The following is a 6,482-nucleotide window of genomic DNA, read 5'->3' as shown; positions in this document are numbered from 1 at the left end:
CCCGCACTCAGGGCTGAAGATGCGCTCGCCACGCGACTTCATCGCAGCTCAAACCGCAACTGCCTGAGTGTCCGGCGAAACGGGGGCAAGACCACGGTGGGGCATGCAAACAATGATGACATCGGTCTGTCCGTGTATGCCAGCCGTGGCAACCTAAACGGCATGATCAGGAAAACCTTTGAGGATCTCTACTCCGAACTTGGGGGAAATTTGCAAAGTGATATCCATGTGGAACCGCGAATCCCAACAGAAACATAACGCCACGGCTTTTGCATCCTCTACCTGAAGGCTCAGACTACGCGATCGAAAGTGACGCCCCAGAAGCTTCGGCCAAATCAAACATGAGGTTCCCGTACCCGCTTGCCTTCACGGACACATAAAAACTGTAGCGGAAGACTACGCTTCGCAAAAGCAATTTGATTCGGCCAAATCCAGGCACTGCGCTGACGGAAATTTATCGTTCCGTCAATAATTTGAGCGACGCGCTAGAAGGACCCGTTGCGCAGCGCTCCTAATGAAAACAAAATGTGAGACCAAAAAAATGACATGGTGTGAATCAGTTGAGCTAGCCCTGAGGAATCTTGGAGGCAGCGCCCCGTTAAAGGACATTTACGAAGAAGTACGACGAGTTCGTGGGCGGAACGGACAGTCCACTCCCACATCACTGGAAGCTATCGTAAGGAAGGAGCTTGAGTACAATTCCGAAGAATCCAGCAATTGGAGGCAGAAGAGAGATCTGTTCTTTAGTGTAGAGGGAATCGGAAATGGAGTATGGGGCCTACGTGAATTTTTGCCGACTTTACCGAGAGCGTCGGATTTACGAGTTCCCGATGGCCATGCCACTCCAGAAGCGAGAGAAATAGCAACGCTCAGAATAATCCGCGACACAAGGATGACTCGCAAAGTTAAAGCGCTGCACCGCAACAAGTGCCAGATATGCGGCTCTTCCATCAAGTTGCCAGACGGCAGTTCGTACACAGAAGCTCATCACATTATTCCGATTGGAGCACCTCATCATGGCCCTGATCAAGCCTCAAATATCATCATCGTATGCCCCAATCATCACGCCGAGCTAGACTACGGATGCATAGCGATCCCGGCGAAAGGTTTATCTTTAGCACCCGGACACACAATTTCAGTAGCTAGCATTGCTTATCACAACCAAAAGATCTTCGGTTTACAAAGCGTCGACGTCAGTCGATGATCTCGAAGTCAAGAAAACACTGTGGAATTGTCGCAGGACAGGCTCTCAAACCTTAAAGGTCGGAACGTGCCTATATGCCGACCGAGGGTGAAATTGCCTTCATGATACGAAGTCTGGAGCTTGGCTAAATCCTGCCAATTATCGGGCACAGCTCATAGTGGCGGATTAGATCGCGACAAAACCTCTCGGTAACCGTTGCTCCAAAGGACTTGTAAATATCGCTCTTCAAAGCCTTGTGTACAGAAACGCCGCTCGTCGACAGCTCGGCCTCAAATCGATGATAATGACAGAGCATCTCGTAGTGTCCTATATGATGTCCCATCAAGTGGCGATCTATTGACTTCGCCACTGAGGACAGCAATCCCAAGTATCTTTTTAACCTATCCTGACTTAAGCTTTGGGATCTACTAACGGACAGAAATCCCGGCTGAGGAACACTTATACTGCGCCCAAAACCATGAGCAAAATCATTTCTAATCTTTCTAATTTCCTCAAGTTCGCCCTTCCTATGATGAACAATTAGAATTTTTACGCCGAAGATTCTCATTAGGAAGGATTCCCGTGAGTTCCAATCACCTTTCGTTAGGCCCTCAATCACATCCTCATAGGGAAGCTCTAGCCCACCTTTTAATAAAGAGACTCCATCAATAGCTCTTGAACTACCGTGCCGGACAAATGGATCTGAAGCCAGTGCAGTTCTTGACACATGCCCGAGGAACATTTCAAAGTTCGATGCAGCTGAAACTAAGACACTCAGTCTCAGCCAGTTTTTCAAGTCATCGTTCGCTTCGAGCCACTTTGAAACAGTTGATGGAATTCGCGGAGCGTCCGCGCCACTTGCTCGAAAGAGCCTAGATGTAGGAGCATCCTTGTGAACATTTTGATATTTCCTTGCCCGATATGCAGAATGCTCTGAAGATGCGATAAAGGACCAATAATGTTTGTTGATTTCGGTCTCGCGCAGATTGAATTCCTTCATTGCAATACTTCTAAGCGATCCTGCACTATACCTTGAGAAACGGTGTGTAGTCATCTTATCTTTCGCCGACTAGGAATTTTCCTTTCCATACTATGATCACGAGGACTCCATCAAGATTGCACAGAGCGCCGCGCCAAAACAGGATGAAGGTCATACACACGTGCAACTCGATTTCCGAAGGAAGAGGAACACCGGAAGCCGCCGGATGATCAAAGGTTGGCCAAGCTTGAGACCGTACGTTCGTGATCGCTGTTGAACTGCAACCCACAGAGCTAGCGGTGGTGAAGCCACCTGACAGGCAGCACCGCCGGAAGTCGAGGCGGGACAGAGGGCAGTTGGCGAGAACACTGCTCTCACAAAGCCAGATACAGTTGGTTTTGGCGCAACGCTGTTACTCCCGATCGTTGCGATCATACCGAACGCGAGCCCCACCAACACCGATCGACCGGAACTGCGAAGAGCGCAATAGAAGGGATGTGAAAGAGCTCAAGGGGAGTGTTCTAAGAAATCTCAGTCACGCCTCGGAAGACGCCAAACACCCACAGGCTGGAGGCTAACAGGGCATGGTGAACGGGTCGCGCGGCGCGGCGAGGGATCGCATGCTGACGCTAATGTTTCAGCAGAGCGTCCGAACATTGACCTGACGCGCAACGCATCCCAATCTTGAACCTGCACCGGCACCTAAGTCGCCGCGATCCGCTCGCAGCCAAAACAGACGCTGGGAACGTTCTGAAGCTGCCGAAGGGACCAAAGCCCAGCCTGGCTGGCAACGGTCGCGCGAGCCGCTCTTGATCTCTTCCAACGATCGGAACCTAGGGGAACTTTAGGTAGCAAGTTTGATCCTGGGCCAACACAGGACTTGAACTTCCTTTTACTTGATCCGATGCTCACTAAAAACCAACGAGGGTTGATAGTATACATGAAAACGACCCGGATCCTGCAAATTGGCGACGTCCACCTGCCAGAATGGACCGCGTCAGAAACGGACATAGACACTAAAGATGCGGAGTTTTCGCAGGAGATCATAGGCGACCTCAAACATAGCCGTCTATCCCAAATACTAAAGGGCATTAACAAAACTGCGAATTCAGGAACGATAGACGCCGTTTTCCTGATGGGTGACCTAACGAGTTACGGCAGAAACGAGTTTATAGCACCAGCAATGGATATATTTAACACCCTCCTTCAGGATGCTAGCTCCGCGACTCGCCCAGAAATATACGTAGTGCCAGGCAACCACGATGTGAATCGCAACGACGCGCAAAGATTGGGAACCCTTGGTAAATTTGCCCATTTCCGCGAAGCGGCTGAAGGGCTTGGGTGGTCCTCACCGCCGGTAGAAGGAGCTCGCTGTCTTAAACTGGGAAAAGGGAAAACTGACAGCGAACCTCTTCCACTGATCCTTATAAACTCCAGTATTGGCTCACAGTCTCTACATGCATTGGCGCCATCGATCGAAAACAGCGTTACCGAAAGCGAAAGAGGAGACGGAGCGCCAGTCAAAATATTGTCCGATAGCCTTATAAATGACGGCAGCGAAACTCCAGACTTCGGCGGAGCTACCACAACCGGACATACTCTGACTGAGCAACGCTATCGCCATTTGGATACTCCATACATATCGAAGGAGGCTATGGCGAATACAATACAAGCGGCGAGCTCTGCAAAAGGAAGCACTATACTAATGTGCGCACATCATAACCTCCTCCCTCAACGAGTTCCAAGAATCTCGCCGTACGCTGAGCTACTAAATGGTGGTCATTTCAGGTCAGCGCTACTGGACACAAACAAGAACTTTATCTATCTCCATGGACATATTCATGACGATCCAATTGAAATCATAGAGCGCCCTTCCGCGAAAATTGGCGATACGCGGAAGTGCACAATTATCACAATATCAGCGCCACCGATCTGGAAGGGGTATAACGAAATTGCACTCTTCCACGATCAGAGCGGGGATGTATTCTTAGTTCGCGTAACGTTGTATCGTTTGAACCCCTCCGGCTTTATAAGCAACTTCACTGATCAAGACACGAGGTTCATCCCTTTGGTTGGGCGAAGCGAAATGTTAGTTTCTAATTCTGCAAACAAGCTCTGGGAGTATGTCAAACAACAAACACGGTCCTTCCCCGAAATTGAAAACTCAAGCTCCGCGCCGAACGGCGACGAACTGGAAAATACCCTTATGGCACTGTTTTGCGGTGGGTTCGTAGACATAAAAAACCTAGGCCTGCCGCGCCACAGGTGGCGAATTACTGCGTTGGGAGGTTCCCATTGAGCATCAATCCATTCCAGCCCACGAAATTTGAACTTGAGAACAATCCCAAAATTTGGCTGAACCCTAGGGCGAAAAGTTTGATCTCAGCCAAGAAACCCTCATTCGTCTACGGCACAAGAGGGTGCGGTAAGACTACATTGTTGCGATCACTGCACACAAAGGAAATTCTCGGCAATACCATTCTGCGTGAACAATTTGGGCAACGGCGACTTAATTGGTTCGGGGCTTACCTCCAGTTCAACCACAACTTTCAGTTTATCACCGAAATGGTCTTGGATGTTTTGGGCGGAAAGGAACAGGATGACAAGCTCGATGAAATAAAGCGGTATAAAACTTTCTGTTCCTACTTCGAAATTAGCCTACTGGAGAGCGTTGTTTCTGATCTTCTGGCGCTTGAAGACTCCGGGGTCCTCCACTTCTCCGGCCAGAAGGAAAGGAAGGCTTGCAGCGAAATTTCTGCGCTTTTCGGAAAGATATCAACTAAGGAGGCGCAAGTCGTTTATGACTATGGGGACCTCAAGCGATTGCTTCGCTCATTGCGAGCTTCCTTTACTGCCATCTTTGACTTGGAGAAAATCGAGGCAGTTAAAAGCGTAGTTGACTCATTCATTCCAGGAACGCTGCTGCGCATCATTCGAGAGGACATACTCGGATCAGTACATTGCCGCGCCTTGGAACACGGAGCGAAATTGGGATTTGTGGTGTTACTTGACGACTGCGAATCACTATCGAAATCGCAACAGGTAGCCTTAAACACATATCTTAAGTCGAATGAGGGCGTAAGTCGCTGGATTATTGCCCACGTTCGCGGACAGTACAACACAAGCGAAACCTTTCTGCCTGAGACATATTTAAACTACGCAGACCGTGATGTCGCTGCCATAGACGAACTTACCGACAGCGAGTTTTCCAGTTTCTGCGAGAACGTTGCAACGTTGCGGATGCGGACATTCTTGGAAGATCATTCGCCGAAAGAGGCGAGAAGTGATGACCAAATGACGATGGAGATATTTGGCAAGCCATCTTACAATACGCTAATTTCCGCAGCCATAGGCGGGTATCCAAGCAAATTGGTTACCGACTTTAAAAACAACGTCGAGGCCTATAAAAACTACGCCACGAATAACATCAAAAAGGAGGATTGGCCTCGTTTCAGTATGGACGATGGAAAACTTCCCTATGTTGAGTACGTTGTAGCGAAGATTGGTAACGTTCCAATAGCTGAACTTGCGGTTGAAGCCAGCTCAATCGAAAGGCTTAAGAAGCGCATCTTTCGGAAAGAGGCGGCCGCCTACGTCTATGCGTGCCACTTATGCAATAGAACTCCGATCTACGCTGGTGGCCGTTTCGTGCTCTGGGCTTCTGATGGAAACATCCGCGATTTCCTCGACATAATGGCAGAGTTTTTCGATCAATATGCTCTTAAAAATGGAGCAACTTCACGCCCATTGAAGGCTGCGGTAAAAACAATTCGTAGGTTCTTCAACTCGAGCAGCAATCTTGACTTAGCTATTCAAAATGAAGTCTTGTTACGCGTTTCGGGTAGATCGCTTGTTAGCATAGAAGATCTCCAACATACGTCCGAAAAATATCTTTACAGGTTGATGTTCGGCCTGTCGAAGTACGTTCAGCTTCTTCAAACCGATACATCCGACAACAAGGCTATTCTTCAGCCTGAGCGCGGAGTTTTCCGGGTGTCAGGTAGTGCAGTCGACTCCCTGTCAAAACAGCCTAACTTTGAGAAAACGGTTCGCCGCTTGGAGCGCGATGGGTTCTTAGTTGTAAACAAGACAGAAGACGTTGAGAACGAGTCCTTTGTAGAGTTCCGTTTGCACAAGCGCCTTTCACCGGCGCTGGGCATTTCGCCTAAAGGAGCGTATGAGACCGTGCTTCTTCGTCCAGTCGGTATTGCCAGGCTATTAGATGATAGGTTTGCGACAGATCCCAATACGTGGGCTCGCAATGAACACGAGCATGTTTCAAGTGTCGACGCTCGCCAACAGAAGTTTGAGATGTAGTTC

General features: G+C 49.1%; 5 protein-coding genes. 4 read left to right on the top strand and 1 reads right to left on the bottom strand.

Annotated features, from left to right (window positions below):
• Together BLW27_RS21465 and BLW27_RS22130 are read left to right on the top strand one after the other, a co-directional pair.
• A partial coding sequence (locus BLW27_RS21465; protein WP_218141130.1) for a hypothetical protein occupies window positions 1-258 on the top strand: 258 nt, incomplete at its 5' end.
• Window positions 259-514: 256 nt separating this feature from the next.
• Window positions 515-1,204, top strand: coding sequence for an HNH endonuclease (locus BLW27_RS22130; protein WP_425429300.1), 690 nt, complete (start codon window positions 515-517; stop codon window positions 1,202-1,204).
• A 124-nt stretch (window positions 1,205-1,328) separates the two neighbouring features.
• Here BLW27_RS22130 and BLW27_RS20825 read toward each other — a convergent pair whose 3' ends face one another.
• Window positions 1,329-2,183 carry a hypothetical protein gene (locus BLW27_RS20825; RefSeq protein WP_143042293.1) on the bottom strand — a complete coding sequence of 285 codons (855 nt, stop codon included), beginning with the start codon at window positions 2,181-2,183 and terminating at the stop codon, window positions 1,329-1,331.
• 919 nt (window positions 2,184-3,102) lie between these two features.
• Here BLW27_RS20825 and BLW27_RS15045 point away from each other — a divergent pair.
• Together BLW27_RS15045 and BLW27_RS20820 are read left to right on the top strand one after the other, a co-directional pair.
• Complete coding sequence (locus BLW27_RS15045) at window positions 3,103-4,461, top strand: metallophosphoesterase family protein (RefSeq protein WP_218141128.1); 1,359 nt, start codon at window positions 3,103-3,105, stop codon at window positions 4,459-4,461.
• Window positions 4,458-6,479 (top strand): ORC-CDC6 family AAA ATPase, encoded by a 2,022-nt coding sequence (locus BLW27_RS20820; RefSeq protein WP_143042291.1) that lies wholly within the window; start codon window positions 4,458-4,460, stop codon window positions 6,477-6,479. The genes BLW27_RS15045 and BLW27_RS20820 overlap by 4 nt, the downstream gene beginning before the upstream one ends.
• The last annotated feature ends 3 nt before the right edge of the window (window positions 6,480-6,482 follow it).

Source organism: Citreimonas salinaria (assembly GCF_900107235.1).
GTDB classification, from domain to species: Bacteria; Pseudomonadota; Alphaproteobacteria; order Rhodobacterales; family Rhodobacteraceae; genus Citreimonas; species Citreimonas salinaria.
Note: the sequence above shows the minus strand (reverse complement) of the source record. Positions and strands in the feature narration are given on the sequence as shown.